The organism is Psychrobacter sp. Pi2-51 (assembly GCF_904846665.1).
GTDB classification, from domain to species: domain Bacteria; phylum Pseudomonadota; class Gammaproteobacteria; order Pseudomonadales; family Moraxellaceae; genus Psychrobacter; species Psychrobacter glaciei.
In genome coordinates this window covers 154,888-173,337 of the sequence record NZ_CAJHBP010000002.1, presented here as the reverse complement: position 1 = coordinate 173,337, position 18,450 = coordinate 154,888, and the positions used below count along the sequence as shown (strand labels likewise).

The window sequence follows — 18,450 nt, the reverse complement described above, 5'->3', positions numbered from 1 at the left end:
CAGCTATTCATCTTCTGCTAATTGCTGCTCGGCAAAGTAGATAAACGCCTGCATATACGAGCGCATATCACCTGCATCATAGCTGTCACCGCACATGGTCGTCACATTCACACCATATTCACTAATCAAGGCATCAATAGCATCGGTCAGCTGAATCTCACCACCGACCGAGGCTTTGGTATTGGCCAAATAATCAAAGATTTGATTGCTAAAGACATAACGTCCAACGACTGCTAATTTCGAAGGGGCATCGGCTAAGTTAGGCTTTTCTACAAATCCTGCCACTTTAAAGCTGGCATTCACATCTGTTTTATTATCGATCTCAATAGCGTCGCTCAGCTTAGCAATACCATATTTATGCACATCTTCATCAGCGACTTTATCAACCAATATTTGTGAATGATTATCTTCAGCAAAAGCATCAATCATAAAGGCTAAGTTATCAGCAGCCATATCGCCAGTAAATGGATCAAGCACAACGTCGGGCAATAATACGGCAAAATCATTATCCCCAATAATGGGGCGAGCGGCGAGTACCGCATGACCCAAACCTAATGCCTTGCCTTGGCGTATCATAGAGACTGTCACATCTTCTGGTAACCAGTTTAAGCTATCGGCTAGCGCGTCCTTACCCTTCGCTCTAAGCTGACTGTCTAGCTCAGCATTGATATCAAAGTAGTTTTCAATCGCACTTTTTTGTGCATGGCCGACTAGTACAATATGCTTGATACCAGCAGCGATTGCCTCTTCGACCACATAATGAATAGCGGGACGATTACCTAGTGGCAATAGCTCTTTTGGCACAGATTTCGACAATGGCAACATACGAGTGCCAAAGCCTGCAACGGGGATAACGGCGTGAGTTATTTTTTTCATAATTTTTAAACTGTATTAAAAGAGGATTAAAAGAAAAGATGTTTTATAAAGTCTAAGTGATATTATATCCATTCGGATTCATGCTCTGCCAGCACCGCCAGTGACTAATATCTTGTTTTTCATAATATCGACCCATTATTTTCTGAAGCTATTATTTTTCGAAGTAGGTATTCATTTTTACTCGTAAATGCAACTATACTGGGAACGACACAGCATTACCAACGTAAATGCCACAATCATGCCTATCTACTCTTCCACTCTCAATCTAAGCCAACCATCATATTATGAAATTTAACGCTTACATCCGACCGCTATTATCAGGCTATTATAAACATAGTCGTCAGCCAAAACAGCGTTTAGCGTTAGTCATTGGTATGCTGCCATGGCAAGATTTGGTCGGTGACTGGGTATTGGAATCGTCGCATATTCAGATACAGAGACACTTTGATAAGCGCTACTTCGCTATGTGGTTAAAGCCATTTATCAAGTATGTAAACCCTGTCATCTATATCTGGGGTTATAAAGCGCCTGATTATTTTATTGACTATATACGCGAGCAAGAGTTAGACATTTTCTTCTTAGAAGATGGTTTTATTCGTTCTGGCCCTGAGGATGCAAGTGACGCTCCACCGCTGTCTATTGTAATGGATAGCCAAGCGCCATACTTCGATACCACTCGCCCAAACGATTTGACCGATTTAATCGCTAATTTTGATTTTGATCAAGACGGTTATGATGAGGCGCTAGCACAAGAAATGCTGGATTACTATGTCTCACATCGCGTGAGCAAATACAATCATCAGCCTTATGTCGATATCGTACCAATATATGGTGTTAAAAATAAAAAACGCATTTTGGTATTAGGCCAAGTGCCACATGATGATTCATTGAAATATGGTGGCGGTATTGGTATTACGCTACTCGACGTGGTTAATCGAGCTATTGCAGAAAATCCTGACGCCCAAGTTATCGTAAAACCACATCCAATGACGTTAGATGATCCCTCTATTGTTAGTACACTTACTGAACTAGACTGCCTTATCCTTACCCAGTCTATACATTTAGTTGATGCCTTAGAGACAGTCGACCATGTATATACGATTACGTCACTGGGTGGATTTGAGGCATTACTTAGAGGCAAAAAGGTCACCGTATTAGGGCGACCTTTTTATTATCAAGTTTATTTAAATCCAACAATGTTCTTTTATATAATATCTATTTATATAAAGCATCAGTAAAAATCTACTTTATAATCAATACTAAAATCATTTAATAGCGACACATTATATAAAATATATATTCTCAAATTGTTTGAGTATTTTAGTATGAGCTTCAATCATATCAAGCCCTTTAGTATTTCTTGTATGGTTAATGAGATTACTCACTAATGTATCTGCAATAGAATAAGACTTACATCCTGGAGAAAGAAGAGGTGAGTAAACGAGAGCAGAAGAAGTTATACCAATTACACCTTGCACTTTGGAGACTCTAACAACCTCTTCTATTAAGAATCCAGATTCCTGAATAACTTTAATTCTACCTCCTGTCTCCTTTTCCATTTCTATAAAACCTGCTAATACAAGTTCATGCTCTTGCTTAGGATGTAGCTTTATAAAAACAGTTGAATCATTGCCTTCTAGCAATTTAAGAAGACAACCTTTTACAATAGCTAAATACTCATCTCTATTAATACTAAATTTTTGACTTAGGTACAAATAGTCTTTACTCTTAATATCATACTTTCTTATAATCAATGAAGCATATTCGCTCTCATCTTTAGTAGGTTCTTCAAAAGATAAATAATAATTACTTTTTTCAAGATTGAATTTTTGATTTGTTAAAGCTGGGAAGCTTGTATAAGACTCATCAAAATCTACAAATGGCTTACAAAAAATATCAAAACTTGAATTAGGATAAAATCCTACTAGTTTAGATTGCAATTCGGGACTAAGGTATACTTTCTTGATAAGTCGTTTTGATTGAATAGCAAAATCTTTTATTAATTTATACTTCTTATACGTTCTTTTGAAAATTTCTGTCTTACTAACAGTATCTTTAGACAGTCTCTTTACTAGATTAAAATCCAAATTTCCTGTATTTAAATCCTGTTCATCAACACCAAGTCGATAAGTCCCTAATCCTTCTTCAATCAAAATAACTTTCGATCCTAATTTTTTCGCAATACTAGCTAAAATAGCATAATGATATTGAAAACTATTCAAATAAAGTCTACTTGGATTAACTTTATATATTAATTCCTTGTAATCACTCTCCATCTTTTTTATATTTTTTAATAGTAGGCTATTAGGATTATTAGGCAGCTTAAGAAATAGAACACTATTAAAAATAGATACTTCATAATTATCATGTATAGCTTGTGGAACAGCAAGATTTGCCTCGGTATAGACAACTAATAATAAGCTATTCGTTATGCCTTTGTTTTTAATAAAACCTGTTATATGCTTAAGCTGACCTAAATTCGAAATAACGAAGAGGTCAGCTATGTTGTAAAGAGAATCTTTTGGTAGCTCTTCAAAACTATAATAAGCATTGTGTTTATATATATTAAAAGTCATAGCAGTTCGAACCCGATTATAAATTAAGTATTCATGGCTTTAGGTCATTATCAATATAATGTCTTATTCGATCAAATTCATCTTTACTATCTAAATGATCAAATAAGTTATGTGAGTTACATGGATATTTATGTATCTCAAGGTTAGAATCGGTGGCATCTAAACGCCCAACCTGATTAATATCTACTTTTGATTCTTCACAATAGCTAATTATTGTTCGACATGCAAAACCTTCAGCAATCTTTTGTATTAAAGCTAAATCAGATATAGATAGTAAAGATAAGTTGAACTTAAAGTTCATTATATTTCTATAGTTATTTGTAAAAGCACTAAAGGCTAATGTTTGTGGATAGTAGCTAAAAGCTATATCTGCTCTTAAATAATGTCCGAATAATATAGACGCAAAGCCCCCTGCTGAAAATCCTACGGTGTATACTTTCTCTGCATTTAAAGATTTTAAATGAACGTATAGAGCACTTAAAATCAATGGAAAACCTAATAAATACCAAAGTTGAAAATTATCCTTGACAAATATGTAGTTAAAATCACTATTATTTTTAGCAAAACTCCCAAAACAAAACCCTAGCTTACTATCATTTAACTTCCTGATATCAAAGTTACCAACTAAAGCATCTTTAACATAGCCTTCTGCAAAACCTTGGAAAACAACAATTACTGGAAGACTCTCTCCATTTTTTTGGACTTTAAACATTTTCTTTATATTAACTAGCTTTTCTGCTCCATCATTGTTATTAAGTACCTGCTTTAATAAAAACTTATCAGTACAACTATCTTTTTCTAAATTTGGTTCTACAAAAAAATTTTTATAACTTCTTAGCTTTCCTAGATATTCAGACCTTTCATTCCATTTCATTAAAATCACTCCGTAAATTCAAATAATCTATAGACTTAACTATTGATTTCTTTTTTTCTTTATCAAAAAGAAAAATTGCAAAATTTAGTTTCGATAGAGATAAAGCTAATAGCAGATAGCAAGTTATCCAATTTCCCTTGATAAATCTATGAGGCAACTTCTTTTTTATTGCATCTAGATTAACATATTTGTTAGGAGACTGAACTCTATAATCTAACCAATTTTCATCTACAGTATCTTCATAAATTAAGGTATCTTCATTTAGAAATAATTTACTATTTCTAAAAAACTCTAAAGAGTCTTTATCTATTAGCTCTTTAACAATTAAGAAGCAGTATTTTCGGTATAGCAAGCCTTCAACTATTGCAGACGACGATATGCTAAGATAGAACTCAGCATCAAGAGTTTCTATATCCGTGATTTCCTCAACAATATCAACATTTATATGTTTACTAAAACTCTGTCTTAATTCTTTGAAATAAATATTATTTGTATTATCTCTTATTTTATATTTAAAATTTAGTTTGATATTTTTAGAAAAAATGGAACTTAATTTTTTTTTGAAGTATAGCTTCTCTTCAGCATTTAAAAATAGTCCTGTCTGCTCAAAAAAAATAATATTCCCAGATCCATTCTCTTTACTCGATTTACTTTTCAAGATTAGACTTAGATCTATCCAGCTCATTCCATAAAGGATACTATTATTGGAGCACTTTAGTAATCTACAGAGTTTACTATATAGCTCAGAGTCGGCCTTCGAATTCAACCATACTTGATCTGCATTTAGACGACTTATAAAAGCATCCAGTTGGTAATGACTCACTATACCTGGAAAGATCGATATCACTTTAGTATCTGTGTCTTTCAACATAGCAATTGTGCAATTTAATAAGTATCCTCCTAAACAGGCAATTACATAGTCATATTCAGATAAGATACCTAAGTCTTCTTTAGTAATATAGATTACAGAATAAGGTTCTTGACTACACAGAACTTCTGAATCTATCCCTACAAAAGTAGCTTCACAATTGTATTGTGCGCACACTCTTAAGGCTGTCGATTTGACAGCCTTAAAATGAGAGTCTCTTTTAAATAAGAAAGCAATTTTCAATTTCTAGCTCACTTGAGGTTTTTTTAGCTGTTCACCCTTATTGATATCAGTTTTAGCCACTTTGCCAATCAATGAATCGTATTGATCTACTAAAAAATCTCCTGTTCCAGGACGACGTACCCAAAGATTTTCTTCGGTTAGCGTTTCACCTGCTTTAATATCTTTATAGGCAACAACTGAAGCAAAAGCAAAATCGATGGTTGACTTCTCTTCTGCAACAGCTCCTTTAGAACCACCACGTGCTTTTGCAATCGCCCTACTTCCTTTAATAAGATCAGCCATGCCATCAGAATCCATAGAACAATTGATATCTGGACCTGCTCTATCAAAGCTATCTGTAAAATGACGCTCTAGTACGCTAGCTCCTAATGCTACTGCACCTAAGCATGCATAATTATCTACACAGTGGTCAGACAAGCCAATCACAGCATTAGGAAATGCCTCTTCCAGTTCAGTTAATGCGCCTAAACGTACTAATTCATATGGCGTTGGATATACGTTAGTGCAATGTAAAAGCGAATACGGAACTTTTGCAGCTTCAAGGATATCCACAGACTTTCGAATACTCTCGATACTATTCATACCGGTAGATAAAATAATAGGTTTACCAAATGAAGCAACAAGCTTGATTAATGGATAGTTATTACATTCACCAGATCCTATTTTGTAAGCTTCCACACCCATACGTTCAAGACGATAAGCCGCTTCTCTAGAAAAAGGAGTGCTGATAAACATCATTCCTTTAGATTCAATGTAATCTTTGAGAGCTGTTTCATCTTCTTCATTTAATGCACAACGTTCCATGATTTCATAGATAGAAACATCAGCATTGCCTGGAATTACAGACTTAGCTTCGTCAGACATCTCATCTTCGACTACATGGGTTTGATGTTTTACCATCTCTGCACCCGCTCGATAAGCTGCATCTACCATTTCTTTAGCAACGTCTAAAGAACCTTCATGATTAATACCTATTTCCGCAATAACTAATGGCTCAAAGTCATAACCAATACTGCGATTTCCAATTTTAAAGCTCGGTTTCATAATGATTTACCTTCAATAATTAAGTTTGCTCTATTTAAGTCTATATAACTATCAATATCAATAGATTCATTTTCACCCATTTCAAAAAATCTTGTAGGATGGCAAAAAAATGAATTATGTTCGATCAGGCTTTTAAAAGAACTAATATAAATAGCACCATTAATACGTAAAGCTTTTGGTAACTTCTGTCTTGGTGCTTCTAAATCAGATGTCTGGCGTACAGGCACCATTTCACCTTTGTCATCTTGAATAACTACTTTATAAGGATGATGCTCGCACAGTGTTGCTGACACTACAGAATTTACAAGGTGGTGACCTTCATATTCATTAATACAGGCTCGTATGTCACTAATTTGGCGTAACGGACTAGTAGGTTGAAGAAGAATACATACTTCATCAGATAACATCATATCGCAATATATATCTTTGATAACATCAATAGTTTTTGCACTATCCGATGAAGTCAGGTGCCGCCTTCTATGTACTTCCGCATTATGTGTTATAGCTTCTTCTATAATACTTTCAGAGTCTGTAGAGACGATTACCCTACTAATACTCTCTATCTTTTTGGCAGAATTTATAGCTCTAGCCAACAAAGATATTCCACCTACAAGCTGTAAATTTTTATCTTTAATACCTTTTGATCCACCACGAGCTGGGATAATTGCTATATATTCCATTTATGATTATCTCTATCTTTAAAGGTCCACAAAAACTTTTTGGACTGGAATATCCCACATTCTATCACTATCAATGTGGGACTCAAACAACTCAGTACTATTTCCCTTACCAAACCAAGTAGATTTCTCAACGTTTAGCTTATCAATTTGAGTAAGTGTTCTCTCAACTCCTTCCTCAGAATAGTCACAATCTAGTACAGAAGGGCCTCTGAAGCGGGAGTTTTGTCGAGTTCCTATATTTATGCTTGGTAGGCCATAAAAAGGAGCCTCCCTTACACCCGCACTCGAATTACCTATAATAAAATCTGAATTTTTCAAAAGAACTAAGAACGACTCAAAATTAATTGATGGGAAAACTCTAAAGTTCACATGATCTTTATAATTTTCAATTACATCAAGTATTTTCAAACTACCAGGATCATTATTAGGATAGATCACTACATAATTTTTACCTGAATTATCAAGCACTTTAAATAGATTTTGAGTGTATTGTTTTATATCCTTCTCTTCACTTGTTACAGGGTGAAACATTACGATACCGTAATTTTCAAAATTAATATCATAATGAATTTTTGATTCTTTTAAACTAGGTAAGCTGCCTGATTCCATAATATCCAAATCTGGAGACCCTATTATAAATATAGAGGTCTTGTTTTCTCCCATTTGTATCAATCTTTGCTTGGCTTCATCGTTGGCAACCATATGTATATGAGAAAGTTTAGTAATTGAGTGCCTTATAGAATCATCAATAGTTCCTGATAATTCGCCACCTTCTATATGACATACTCGAATATGATTGAGTGCTCCTACTGTAGCGCCAGCTAATGCTTCTATTCTATCTCCGTGCACAACGATCATATCGGGATCTATAGAGTTTACTAGCCGCGAAATAATACTAATTGTATTAGATAATACGGAGCACATTGGCTCATCTGTATGCTGATTTGAGATAAGATAGCTATTTTTATAATTCTGCTTTTTAACTTCGTTAAAGGTTGATCCATACAATTTCATCATATGCATACCTGTAACTAAGACATGAAGCTCAAAGTTTTCCATACTTTCAACTTTGTCCATTAGGCTTTTAATTTTGCCAAAGTCTGCTCTCGTACCAGTAACAAACAATATTTTCTTCATATACAAATTTCGCTTAAAATCAAAAAGACACCCCATTGTAGGGATGCCTTCTTAACATTTCAATATGGTTTTAGTAGTTACATTACAGAATTAATTCTGAATTACCAACCAGTAACTTCTTTTAGCTTCTCGCCAAGCTTAGATGGGTCGCGTGTATATGCGATACCAGCATCTTCAAATGCTTTGAATTTTTCTTCAGCAGTGCCTTGACCACCAGAGATGATAGCGCCGGCATGACCCATACGCTTGCCTTCTGGAGCAGTGACACCAGCAATATAACCAACAACTGGCTTAGTCACATGGTCTTTGATATAAGCAGCTGCTTCTTCTTCAGCAGTACCACCGATCTCACCGATTAGGATGATAGCTTCAGTCTGTGGATCAGCTTCGAACAATTTCAATGCGTCAATTTGGTTCATACCAGGGATAGGATCACCACCGATACCGATACAAGTTGACTGACCAAAACCAAGCTTAGTTGTCTGCGCAACGGCTTCATACGTTAGCGTACCAGAGCGTGAAATGATGCCCACTTTACCCGGCAGATGGATATGGCCTGGCATGATACCGATTTTGCACTGACCTGGAGTGATAACGCCTGGGCAGTTAGGACCAACTAAGCGCACGTCGCCCGCTTCTTCCAGATAGCGTTTTGCTTTTAGCATATCGATAGTTGGTACGCCTTCAGTGATCACAACGATCAACTTAACGCCAGCATCGATTGCTTCGACGATAGAATCTAGTACGAATGGTGCTGGTACATAGATAACAGAAGCGTCCGCTTGAGTCGCTTCCATGGCTTCTGCCATAGTGTTGAATACTGGTAGGCCTAGATGCGTTTGACCACCTTTACCTGGCGTTACGCCGCCGACTACTTTAGTACCGTATTCGATCGCTTGCTCAGAGTGGAACGTACCATTTTTACCAGTGAAACCTTGTACCAATACTTTGGTATCTTTATCGATTAATACACTCATTATTTATTCCTTGTATTCGGTTGTCTTGTAATAGCTACTTGATGGTGTGTTAACCACCAAATATTAATGATAAATGTATACCAACAAGCTGCTATTACACGTTGACTACTATGCTTAAATGCTCATATTTAAAGGACTATGCCTCAAATATATTAAGCTTTAACAGCATCGACAATTTTCTGAGCCGCATCTGCTAAGCCTTGGGCTGTCGTAAGCTTAAGACCAGACTCTTCTAGAATTTGTAAGCCTTTTTCAGCATTATTACCTTCTAGACGTACAACCACAGGTACTTGTACATCGACTTCTTTAACAGCAGCGATAATAGCTTCTGCAATCATGTCACAACGTACGATACCACCGAAGATGTTGATTAGAACACCTTCAACGCTGCTGTCTTCAAGAATGATCTTGAACGCTTCAACAACGCGATCTTTAGTTGCACCGCCGCCAACGTCCAAGAAGTTAGCAGGCTTGCCGCCATACAATTTGATGATATCCATCGTTGCCATTGCAAGACCAGCACCGTTAACCATACAACCGATATTACCTTCTAGAGCAACATAGTTTAGATCAAACTCAGCAGCTTTAAGCTCACGCTCGTTTTCTTGAGTTTTGTCTTGTAGTGCTGCAATTTTAGGCAGACGATATAGTGCGTTTGAATCGATACCGATTTTGCCATCAACACAAACGATTTCGCCATTTTCACGAACCGCTAATGGATTAATTTCCATTAGAGCAAAGTCGTTTTCAACAAATGCTTTATAAGCACCAGTCATTAATTTAACGAACTGGTTGATTTGCTTGCCTTCTAGACCCAGTTTGAACGCAACATCGCGTGCTTGGAAAGGCATTAGACCAACTAAAGGATCAACATGTACTTTGAAGATTTTTTCTGGCGTCTCATTTGCAACTTCTTCGATATCAACACCACCTTCGGTTGATGCCATGAAAGTCACACGACGAGTCGCACGATCAACGACTGCACCAAGATATAGCTCAGTTTGTACTGGATACATGTCTTCTGCAACCAATACGAAGTTAACTGGTTGACCATCAGCGTCAGTTTGGAAAGTAACCAAATTGGTGCCGATAAGCGCTTCAGTAACTTGCTTGGCTTCTTCACGAGTTTTAACCAGCTTTACACCGCCCGCTTTACCGCGACCACCAGCATGTACTTGCGCTTTGATAACCGCAATGTCAGTTGGCGTTTTATCAAAAGCAGCAGCAGCTTCGTCGCCACTATAGGCGAGGATGCCTTCTTGAATCGGCAAACCGTAGCTTTTTAATAGCTCTTTTGCTTGATACTCATGTAAATTCATTGATTGTATCCTTTATTTTTTACAATTAATAAAAAGTGAAATCAAGTGCGCCCATGCATATATTAATCATACGTCTGACGCACTCATGATCGTGGCTATCGCCAAAATAGCGATACCACAATCAGGTTGTAAATCGATAATAATTAAACGAGCAACTGCTTATTTCTTGCGTTTTTTGCGCTGAATAGCGTGGATAGCACGGCCATCTGCAGATAGTGCCGCTTCGTGCACCGCTTCTGACATCGTTGGATGCGCAAACGTCATCAACTGCAAGTCTTCGATACTAGAGACAAATTCCATCGCGATCATACCCTGATGGACGATATCACCAGCACCGGCTGAGATAGCATGCATGCCCAGTAGGCGATCTGTCTTAGCATCAGCCACTACTTTGATAGAGCCTTCTGCTTCGCTTTGAGCCAATGCACGACCGTTGGCAGCCAAGTTAAATGAACCTGTCTTGACTTCATAGCCAGCTGCTTCAGCTTCTTGCTCAGTTAAGCCTACCCATGCAATTTCTGGGTGAGTATAAATGACATTGATGATGGTGTCATAGTTAACTTGAGCTTTTTCGCCATGGATACGTTCCACAGCCATCATGCCCTCTTCCATTGCTTTGTGCGCAAGCATAGGACCACGGACTAAATCGCCAATGGCATAAACGCCATCAAGATTGGTTTTGCACTGATCGTTCACATCGATAAGACCACGTTCGGTCAATTGAATGCCACTGTCATCGCCAAGTAATTTTTCAGAATAAGCACGGCGACCAACACAAACGATTAGTTTGTCAAAGCTCTCTTCAGATGACTCACCTTTGTTTTCGCTAGTGACGACCACTTGATCATCTTTAACTTCAGCATTGGTTACTTTGGTATCGACACGGATATCAAGGCCTTGCTTCTTCAGCATTTTGCCAGCTTCTTTTGAGATGTCTTTGTCAGCGGCTGCTAAGAAACTAGGAAGCGCTTCATAGACTACAACCTCGCTACCTAGACGACGCCATACTGAACCAAGCTCAAGACCGATAACACCAGCACCAATAACGCCTAAACGTTTAGGGACTGAGGTGAAATCAAGCGCGCCAGTAGAATCAACGATACGATCGCCGTCAGTTTTGGCAACTGGAATGTCGATAGGCACTGAACCTGCCGCCAAAATCACATTCTTAGCGGTAATAGTGCTTTCCGCTTCGTCTTCTAATGCTACAAATTTAACTTGTTTGTCAGCGCCTTTGCCATCAACCAACGTGCCCCAGCCTTGTAGCCAGTCAACGCCATTACCTTTCAATAATGCCGCAACACCGCCAGTTAATTGCTTAACGATGCCTTCTTTGCGTTCTATCATTTTTTCGATATCAATAGCGACATCGCCGGTGCTGATACCATGCTCATCGAGATCATGCTTGGTCGCTTCATAACGATGCGAGCTATCAAGCAGTGCCTTTGATGGGATACAACCAACGTTTAGGCAAGTCCCGCCAAGCGCTGGCTCACCTTTATAAACACGTTTTTCGATACAAGCAACGCTCATACCAAGCTGTCCTGCACGGATAGCTGCTTCGTAACCACCAGGACCGCCGCCGATAACGACTAAATCATAACTGTCTTTCATAGTACGTTCCTATTTCTATTTTATTTATCATTTATGCTATTGTTTATTTTATTAAGAGATAAACGATGTTTCTCGCTGCTAGTTAATACACTATATCAACGCCACACATTTATTTATCAAAAAACGCTAATAAAATATAGCTGCTGACGTTGCTACTCGAAACGGTAGCATCATTAAAAACTATTTATACCACGCTACCAAAGTTAAAAAGCTTGTATCGGCGGTTGCCAATACAAGCTTAGAAGCTTATAGGTCTAAGAGGAGCATGGTTGGATCTTCGACCAACTCTTTGAGAGTAACTAAGAACTGTACCGCTTCTTTACCATCGATCATACGATGGTCATAAGATAGTGCAAGATACATCATTGGCAAGATTTTAACTTCACCATTAACTGCCATAGGGCGGTCATTGATGGCATGCATACCCAAGATAGCGGTTTGTGGCGGGTTCAAGATAGGCGTTGACATGAGTGAACCGAATACACCACCGTTTGAGATAGTGAAAGTACCACCAGTCATGTCATCTAGACCAAGCTTGCCTTTTTGAGCCAAGCCACCAAGTTCACGGATACGGCTTTCGACATCTGCCATGCTCATGCGATCGGTATCACGTAATACAGGAACTACTAGACCACGGTCTGACGATACGGCTACACCGATATCATAAAAACCATGATAAACAATGTCGTCGCCATCCAATGATGCATTCACTGCTGGGAAACGTTTTAGCGCTTCAGTCGCTGCTTTGACGAATAACGACATAAAGCCTAGACGAACGCCATGACGCTTTTCAAACTGATCTTTATATTTGGTACGCATGTCCATTAACGGTTTCATGTTAACTTCGTTGAACGTCGTCAGCATCGCAGTTTCTTGCGTCGCTGATAATAAACGCTCAGCAACACGCTTACGAAGGCGTGTCATTGGCACACGTTTTTCGGTGCGCTCACCAGCTGATTCAGCTACTGGGCGGCCGCTATCAGACTTGATAGAGCTGTCTGCTTTTAGTGTCGGGCTTGCCATATCAGTCTTGGTTACACGACCACCACGACCACTACCTTCGACGTCTTTAGGATCGACGCCGCTCTCTTTTGCCGCTTTACGGACTGCTGGGCTTTGATCTTTATGATCAGCTTCTTCTTTCTTATCTGTTACTTGTACTGGCTCTCCGCCATCTGCCGCTTGCTTTGCTTGTACTGGAGCAGCTGGCTGATCTGGATTTACGGAAGGAGCATCACTGTCGTTACTGTCGTCTGCACCAGCGCCACTTGCGCCCGCTTCAAACTCTGCAATTAACTCATCAGACAATACAGTATCATCAACTTGCTTAACGATTTTGGTTACCACACCATCATCAGGTGCCACAACTTCTAATACAACTTTGTCAGTTTCAATTTCGGCCAATAGGTCATCACGGTTTACTTGTTGGCCTTCAGTGACATGCCATTCAACGATTGTGCCATCGGCAACCGATTCTGGAAAAACGGGGGCTTTGATCTCAGCCATCGATATACTCCTTAGATTTGGATATTGCTATTTATTATTAAGTCGTGATAGGCAGTCAGTACCGATTTAAACTATTTACACCATACTGACTGTCATCGCCTGATTCATTTGTCTTATCTAGTCTGTTACTTTGACAACCTGCTACTTAGACAATTCGTCCACACTAATACCAAGACCGCCAGCGATTAATGCTTGTTGCTGTTGTACGTGTAATTTCGCAGAACCTGTCGCAGGGGCAGCACTAGGGGGACGTGCTACTGGCTCCATGACTTTTGCCTTGGTTGGATGCGGTACCACAATACGGAACATACTCGGTGCCAAGTAATACCAAGCGCCCTGATTAAGCGGTTCTTCTTGCGTCCAAACGATTTCTTTTAGGTTGCTGTATTTTTCAATTTCAGCAATCAACCGTTCTTCTGGCAATGGATAAAGTTGTTCGATACGGACGATGGCGACATGGTCAAGACCGAGCGCGCGGCGTTGTTCTAGCAAGTCATAATAAACCTTACCACCACATAGCACCATCCGAGTTACGTTGTCTGCGTTGTGCTCATCCATCTCTGGCAATACAGTCTCAAATTTACCATTGGCCAGCTCTTCGAGATTTGACGTAGCCAACTTGTGACGCAATAGGCTTTTTGGTGACATGACGATCAATGGCTTACGAATCGGACGCACTGCTTGACGACGTAGAGCATGATAAATTTGCGCAGGCGTCGTTGGCGTAATGACCTGCATATTGTCTTCAGCACATAACTGTAAGAAGCGTTCAAGACGCGCCGATGAATGCTCAGGGCCTTGACCTTCGAAACCATGTGGTAACAACATAGTCAGACCGCACACACGCTGCCATTTGGTTTCGCCACTCGAGATGAACTGATCGATGACGACTTGCGCACCGTTGACGAAGTCACCAAACTGCGCTTCCCAAACGATCAATGCGTTTGGTACGGTCGTTGCATAACCATACTCAAAGGCCAATACGGCTTCTTCTGACAACAATGAGTTATAGGTGGCAAAACGCGCTTGTGTTTCGCTCATATGAGCCAGTGGCACATACATACTGCCATCATCGATATTGTAAATTTCACTGTGACGGTGAGCGAAAGTACCGCGGCCCACATCTTCACCAGTAATACGAACCAATACTTTATCGTTATCGACTAAAGATGCGTATGCCAATGTCTCAGCAGCACCCCAGTTAAGAGGCTCTTCGCCAGTTTGCATAGCCAAACGCTGATCAACGACTTTTTGAACTTGGCGCTGAAGCTTATAGCCTTCTGGCATTTCAGCCATACGACGTCCGTAACCTTTTAGGATTTCGATATCGACACTGGTATCCCAGTCATCAACCAAATCATGTCCTAGATAAGGTTTCCAGTCTACAAATAGCTGTTCGTTAGGTTCTTGAACCAGTGAGTTGGCAACATAATCACCACGGTCTAAAGACTCACGATACTCATCTTCGTATTGCTTTTCTTGTTCAGCATTCAAGATACCATCTGCAATAAGCTTCTGTGCATAAATAGTACGAGTCGTCGGCAGTTTCTTAATAACGGCATACATCAAAGGCTGAGTGGCAGAAGGTTCATCTGCTTCGTTGTGACCGTTACGACGATAGCAGAAAAGATCAATGATGATATCTTTATCAAATTGATGACGATAGTCTAATGCCAATTGTGCGGCAAACACGACCGATTCAGGATCATCACCATTCACGTGTAAAATAGGTGCATGTACCATTTTTGCCACGTCAGTACAGTATTCAGTTGAACGAACATCTTCTTGACGACTGGTCGTAAAACCAACTTGGTTATTGATCACAATATGTACCGTACCACCAGTGGTATAAGCACGAGTTTGTGACATTTGGAACGTTTCTTGAACCACGCCTTGACCAGCAAAAGCAGCATCACCATGGATGACGATTGGCAAGACTGAGTTACCGCCTTTATTATCTAAAAGAGGTTGGTCATTACGACGAACCTGACGGGCACGTACTGACCCTTGCAATACTGGCGCAACGATTTCAAGGTGTGACGGGTTAAAAGCCAAAGCCAAATGCGCTTCGCCACCTGGCGTCATCACATTAGATGAGAAACCATTGTGGTACTTAACGTCGCCTGAGCCTTTTTCTGGCTGAACTTTACCATCGAACTCGTCGAACAAATCAGCAGGTTTTTTACCTAAGATATTCACCAATAAGTTCAAGCGCCCACGATGCGCCATACCGATAACCATCTCTTTGGTGCCATAACCGCCAGCACGTTGGATGATTTCATTGATAGCAGGGATAAAGCTCTCGCCACCCTCTAGACCGAAACGCTTGACGCCCGTATATTTACGCGCCAAATATTTCTCTAAGCCTTCGGCAGCGGTTAAGCGCTCAAGGATAGAGAGTCGTTTGTCTTTATCAAACTCAATATAACCCAGATTGCTTTCGAGATATTTTTCCATCCAGCGCTTTTCTGTACTGGTGGTAACATGCATATATTCGATACCGATATAACGACTATAAACACGTTCCATGATTTCAATAATTTCACGTAACGGTGCTTCGTCCTTACCAATATTCAAATCATTGGTGGGATATATGGTGTCTAGATCGGCTTCTGAAAGATTGTGATACTCAAGCGTCAAATCTTCCACTTCAGCGCGTGGGTGCAGATCTAATGGATCGAGTTTCGCGCGGCGATGACCACGGCGACGATAAGCAGAAATCAGCTGCTGTACGCCCATTTGCTTAGGGTCGGCACAGTCAGCTGCATTGCTAGTCGTTGTGGTTGCAGGAGTGCCCTTGTTCGCCGTTTGATTGCGAGCAAGTAACAAAAACTGGTCTTTAATAGCATTATGCTGAGCATCGTTTGGCGATTTGTATTGTTCGAAATACGCTTGCCAATCCGTATCAACACTAGTAGGGTCGGTCAGGTATTGCTCATAAAGCACTTCGATATAGTTGGCATTATCAGCGGCCAGTTCAGTATGTTCTACGTCTGCGGCTTCTTTAGTTATACTATTCATAATAATCGTCTATTTGATAGATAAATGAATGGAATCGTGCTTATTATTGTGTCGTTCGTTGTACATTTGATATTTTGACTTTTGAGCTTAAGCAGTAATAAGATTTGCTATTGCTGATGACTAATAATTTCTGATGACTAATATTCTGACAACTAATATAAGGCATCGTTGTTCCTACTGTGATAAGTAGCGTTCATCATTATCGATAAAAAATATGTCAAGTAATAATGATGGCGCTACTACAATACTCAGCTCAAACAATAGCCATCTGATAAAATTATTTGTGAACGTCCAGTTTTCTTGTCTGACTCGTTTCACAACATTAATTTATATATACTGCTATCAGCTATAACCAATTTATTAATGATAATACCTTTTGCAAATACCCTATCGTTCAGCTAGCCTATGAATTGGCTATTTTCGCTGAAATGTCTTCTTATGAAGGATATTTATTGTCATTTTTGGCAAACATACATTGCTGTATAGCTTAGCATGCATGCCTTGCACGACATAGTTTGTTTGCTCAATAGTAGGTATTTACATAATGAATATCTATTATAAACCTCTTACTCCGTGCATTTCTACTGCTAATTATATAGACAGTTCGTTTACATAACAGGACTTCTTACATACCACCAACGTATTGTTAATACTGGCTTACTTTTGACCAGCGATTTAACGCGTTTTAGCCAAATGCGCCTCTCCAAATAGTAAACAGAAATACCTCTTCTATCTCCTACCCATACGCAAATCTAGCTAATAAAAAACACCGCCTAATACTGAGACGGTGTTTCATTATGATATGTACATAAACTAAGCAGCGCTTAACTCGTTTAACCTGCTTGGTCTATCAGCATGTTACGTAGATGACCGATTGCTTTGGTAGGGTTCAAACCTTTTGGACACACTGATACACAGTTCATGATACCGCGGCAACGGAATAGGCTGAACGGATCATCCAAACGTGCCAAACGTGCTTGCGTATCACCATCACGGCTATCAGCGACGAAGCGATAAGCATGTAATAGTGCAGATGGACCTAAGAATTTATCAGGGTTCCACCAAAACGATGGGCAGCTGGTTGAGCAGCACGCACATAGAATACATTCGTACAGACCGTTTAGCTTTTCGCGTTGCTCAGGTGACTGCAAACGCTCTGTTGGCGGTGCTGGCTGATCGTTGATTAAGTACGGGTGTACTTTTTCATACTGCTCGTAGAATTGGTTCATATCGACGACCAAATCACGAACCACAGGTAAACCTGGCAACGGACGAACAGTAATTTTTTCGGGTAGCGTGTTCATGTTGATAAGACAGGCTAGACCATTTTTGCCATTGATATTCATGCCATCAGAGCCACAAATGCCTTCACGGCAAGAGCGACGGAAGGTGATGGTTTCATCTTCCTTTTTCAGGCGTAATAACACGTCAAGCAACATACGATCTGAGTCTAACAACTCAACTGTATAGGTTTGCATACGTGGCGCTGCGTCCAGATCAGGATCGTAGCGGTAGATTTCGATGGTGCGAGTACCTCGGCTCATAATGCTAAACTCCACACGTAGGTGATGGCGGGCGTACAAAGGTTGCAACATATCAGCGCTAGATAGAGTATCTTTATCACAGCGCTGGCATGAGCATGTAGCTGGCGGTCACCTTTTTAATAAATTAATAAGGGATAAAACGTTAACGCTGTTCATATAGACCAGCGGCGC

Annotated in this window: 14 protein-coding genes; 1 reads left to right on the top strand and 13 read right to left on the bottom strand. The window is 39.6% G+C overall.

All coding sequences use genetic code 11. From position 1 onward, the window contains the following. Positions 1–3: 3 nt before the first annotated feature. Complete coding sequence (locus JMY08_RS01900) at positions 4–876, bottom strand: UTP--glucose-1-phosphate uridylyltransferase (RefSeq protein ID WP_201589401.1); 873 nt, start codon at positions 874–876, stop codon at positions 4–6. A gap of 284 nt (positions 877–1,160) precedes the next feature. Between JMY08_RS01900 and JMY08_RS01895 the strand changes: the two genes are divergently transcribed. Further along, positions 1,161–2,114 (top strand): hypothetical protein, encoded by a 954-nt coding sequence (locus JMY08_RS01895; RefSeq protein ID WP_201589398.1) that lies wholly within the window; start codon positions 1,161–1,163, stop codon positions 2,112–2,114. Between the two features lie 45 nt (positions 2,115–2,159). On the opposite strand, the gene JMY08_RS01890 is transcribed toward JMY08_RS01895, so the two are convergent. The 12 genes from JMY08_RS01890 to JMY08_RS01835 form a co-directional block, all read right to left on the bottom strand. Beyond that, complete coding sequence (locus JMY08_RS01890) at positions 2,160–3,452, bottom strand: alpha-2,8-polysialyltransferase family protein (protein WP_201589395.1); 1,293 nt, start codon at positions 3,450–3,452, stop codon at positions 2,160–2,162. A 31-nt stretch (positions 3,453–3,483) separates the two neighbouring features. Next, a complete protein-coding gene (locus JMY08_RS01885) occupies positions 3,484–4,326 on the bottom strand; it encodes a hypothetical protein (RefSeq protein WP_201589378.1) in 843 nt (280 codons plus the stop codon). Beyond that, on the bottom strand, positions 4,313–5,437 hold the full coding sequence (locus tag JMY08_RS01880) for a hypothetical protein (protein WP_201589375.1): 1,125 nt from the start codon (positions 5,435–5,437) through the stop codon (positions 4,313–4,315). The genes JMY08_RS01885 and JMY08_RS01880 overlap by 14 nt, the downstream gene beginning before the upstream one ends. 3 nt (positions 5,438–5,440) lie before the next feature. After that, positions 5,441–6,481: an N-acetylneuraminate synthase family protein gene (locus tag JMY08_RS01875; RefSeq protein WP_201589372.1), complete on the bottom strand. Its 1,041-nt coding sequence runs from the start codon at positions 6,479–6,481 to the stop codon at positions 5,441–5,443. Next, a complete protein-coding gene (locus JMY08_RS01870) occupies positions 6,478–7,161 on the bottom strand; it encodes a cytidylyltransferase domain-containing protein (RefSeq protein ID WP_201589369.1) in 684 nt (227 codons plus the stop codon). Before JMY08_RS01870 ends, JMY08_RS01875 begins: the two co-directional genes overlap by 4 nt. A gap of 18 nt (positions 7,162–7,179) precedes the next feature. Further along, a complete protein-coding gene (neuC, locus tag JMY08_RS01865; RefSeq protein ID WP_201589365.1) occupies positions 7,180–8,298 on the bottom strand; it encodes a UDP-N-acetylglucosamine 2-epimerase in 1,119 nt (372 codons plus the stop codon). Positions 8,299–8,399: 101 nt separating this feature from the next. After that, on the bottom strand, positions 8,400–9,275 hold the full coding sequence (gene sucD, locus JMY08_RS01860) for a succinate--CoA ligase subunit alpha (RefSeq protein WP_201589362.1): 876 nt from the start codon (positions 9,273–9,275) through the stop codon (positions 8,400–8,402). 152 nt (positions 9,276–9,427) lie between these two features. Further along, the gene (gene sucC / locus JMY08_RS01855) at positions 9,428–10,594 is read right to left on the bottom strand and encodes an ADP-forming succinate--CoA ligase subunit beta (protein ID WP_201589359.1); all 1,167 of its coding nucleotides are present in this window, start codon (positions 10,592–10,594) and stop codon (positions 9,428–9,430) included. A 159-nt stretch (positions 10,595–10,753) separates the two neighbouring features. Next, positions 10,754–12,208 carry a dihydrolipoyl dehydrogenase gene (lpdA, locus tag JMY08_RS01850; protein ID WP_201589356.1) on the bottom strand — a complete coding sequence of 485 codons (1,455 nt, stop codon included), beginning with the start codon at positions 12,206–12,208 and terminating at the stop codon, positions 10,754–10,756. A gap of 246 nt (positions 12,209–12,454) precedes the next feature. Continuing rightward, positions 12,455–13,714 (bottom strand): 2-oxoglutarate dehydrogenase complex dihydrolipoyllysine-residue succinyltransferase, encoded by a 1,260-nt coding sequence (gene odhB / locus JMY08_RS01845; RefSeq protein ID WP_189583501.1) that lies wholly within the window; start codon positions 13,712–13,714, stop codon positions 12,455–12,457. Between the two features lie 141 nt (positions 13,715–13,855). Then, positions 13,856–16,735: a 2-oxoglutarate dehydrogenase E1 component gene (locus JMY08_RS01840; RefSeq protein WP_201589353.1), complete on the bottom strand. Its 2,880-nt coding sequence runs from the start codon at positions 16,733–16,735 to the stop codon at positions 13,856–13,858. An 833-nt stretch (positions 16,736–17,568) separates the two neighbouring features. Beyond that, positions 17,569–18,279, bottom strand: a complete 711-nt coding sequence (locus tag JMY08_RS01835) for a succinate dehydrogenase iron-sulfur subunit (RefSeq protein ID WP_010200796.1) — start codon at positions 18,277–18,279, stop codon at positions 17,569–17,571. Positions 18,280–18,450: the final 171 nt, after the last annotated feature.